General features: G+C 71.0%; 2 protein-coding genes. One reads left to right on the forward strand and one right to left on the reverse strand.

Annotated elements, in window-relative coordinates:
• Positions 1 to 1,013: 5'-3' exonuclease (locus ACXJKL_RS20690; RefSeq protein ID WP_457208874.1), on the reverse strand; the 1,013-nt coding region annotated here is incomplete at its 3' end.
• A gap of 100 nt (positions 1,014 to 1,113) precedes the next feature.
• Between ACXJKL_RS20690 and ACXJKL_RS20695 the strand changes: the two genes are divergently transcribed.
• Complete coding sequence (locus tag ACXJKL_RS20695) at positions 1,114 to 1,554, forward strand: PaaI family thioesterase (protein WP_457208875.1); 441 nt, start codon at positions 1,114 to 1,116, stop codon at positions 1,552 to 1,554.
• Positions 1,555 to 1,639: the final 85 nt, after the last annotated feature.

The raw sequence follows: 1,639 nt of genomic DNA on the forward strand, positions 1-1,639 counted from the left end.
ACGCCGACCCGCTCGCCCGCCATGACGTGGGCGTCGAGCCAGGCCGCCACGGTGCCGGTCGTCAGCCGCTCGCCGTCCAGCTCGAACCCGGCCTCGGCGACCTCGCCGCCGGCCGGCTCGGGGTCGATGGTGTCGATCAGTCGGGTCCGCAGCTCGCCGCGGAACTCCAGCTCGTCGAGGAGCTCGAGGCCGGCCGTGCGGTCCCAGGGCTGGCGCACGGTCTCGCCGGGACGCACGGGCAGCGTCAGGTCACGCACCAGCGCGTTGAGGCGACGGTTGCGGATCACGTCGCCGAGGTGCTCGCGCAGGGCCTCGCCCTTCTTGCCGGTGATCTCGTCCGCGCGGGCGATGACGTTGTCGAGACCGTCGTACTGGTTGATCCACTTGGCGGCGTAGCCCTGCCCGACCCCGGGGACGCCGGGCAGGTTGTCGGAGGTCTCCCCCACGATGGCGGCGAGCTCGGGATAGCGGTACGGCGGCACGCCGTACTTGTCCTCGACGTAGCTGGGGGTGAGGCGGGCGAGGTCGCTGACCCCACGCATCGGGTAGAGCACCGTCGAGGTCTCGGTGACCAGCTGGATGGAGTCACGGTCGCCCGTGAGGATCAGCACCTCCATCCCCTCCGCCACCGCCTGGGTCACGAGCGTCGCGATGATGTCGTCGGCCTCGTAGCCGTCCAGCTCGAGGTGCGGGATGTGCAGGGTGTCGAGGACGCGCTTGATCAGCGGCAGCTGGCTGCTGAACTCGCCGGGCGTCTTGTTGCGCTTGGCCTTGTACTCCGAGTACTCCTCGAGGCGGAACGTCTGCCGCGACTTGTCGAACGCGACCGCGACGTGGGTGGGCACCTCGTCGCGCAGCACGTTGACGAGCATCGAGGTGAAGCCGTAGACGGCGTTGGTGTGCTGCCCGGTCGCGGTCGCGAAGTTCTCCACCGGGAGGGCGAAGAACGCGCGGTAGGCCAGCGAGTGACCGTCGAGGAGCAGGAGCCGGGGGCGGGAGTTCGTCTGCGACACGTCGCGACTCTAACCGTCGCCTCCGACACCGGACTCCCCCGTGGCCCGTCGTACGACGCCCTGCCCGACGTGGTGGGACGCGTCGGCCACAATGGCGCCCATGAGCGAGCAGCCCAGCACCGACCAGGCCCTCTCCCCCGTCGACGCCGTGATGGCACAGATGCCTGACGGGATGGGAGCCCTCAACGAGAAGATGGGCATCGAGATCATCGAGATCAGCCCCGAGCGGATCGTGGCGACGATGCCGGTCGAGGGCAACACCCAGCCCTACGGGTTGCTCCACGGCGGGGCGTCGGTCGTGCTGGCCGAGAGCCTGGGATCGGTCGGCTCGGCGATCGCGGCGGCGCCCGACCGGATCGCCGTCGGCGTCGACATCAGCGCCACGCACCACCGATCGGCGACCTCCGGCACCGTCACCGGCGTGGCCACCCCGGCCCACATCGGGCGCAGCATGGCGACGTGGGAGGTCGTGATCTCCGACGAGCGGGGCAAGCGGGTCTGCACCGCGCGCATCACCTGCGCGCTCATCCCCGCCCGCTGACGCGGCGGAGCACCCGCCGGCGGTGGACCGTCAGCCGGCGACGTTCTCCCGGCTGATGCGCCGCGCCGCGAGCACGCTGTCGATG

It is taken from the genome of Nocardioides sp. P5_C9_2, assembly GCF_054049555.1.

Excerpts from the sequence above, each read along its gene's own strand:
- ACXJKL_RS20695 (WP_457208875.1), top strand. The coding sequence starts at position 1,114 with ATGAGCGAGCAGCCCAGCACCGACCAGGCCCTCTCCCCCGTCGACGCC.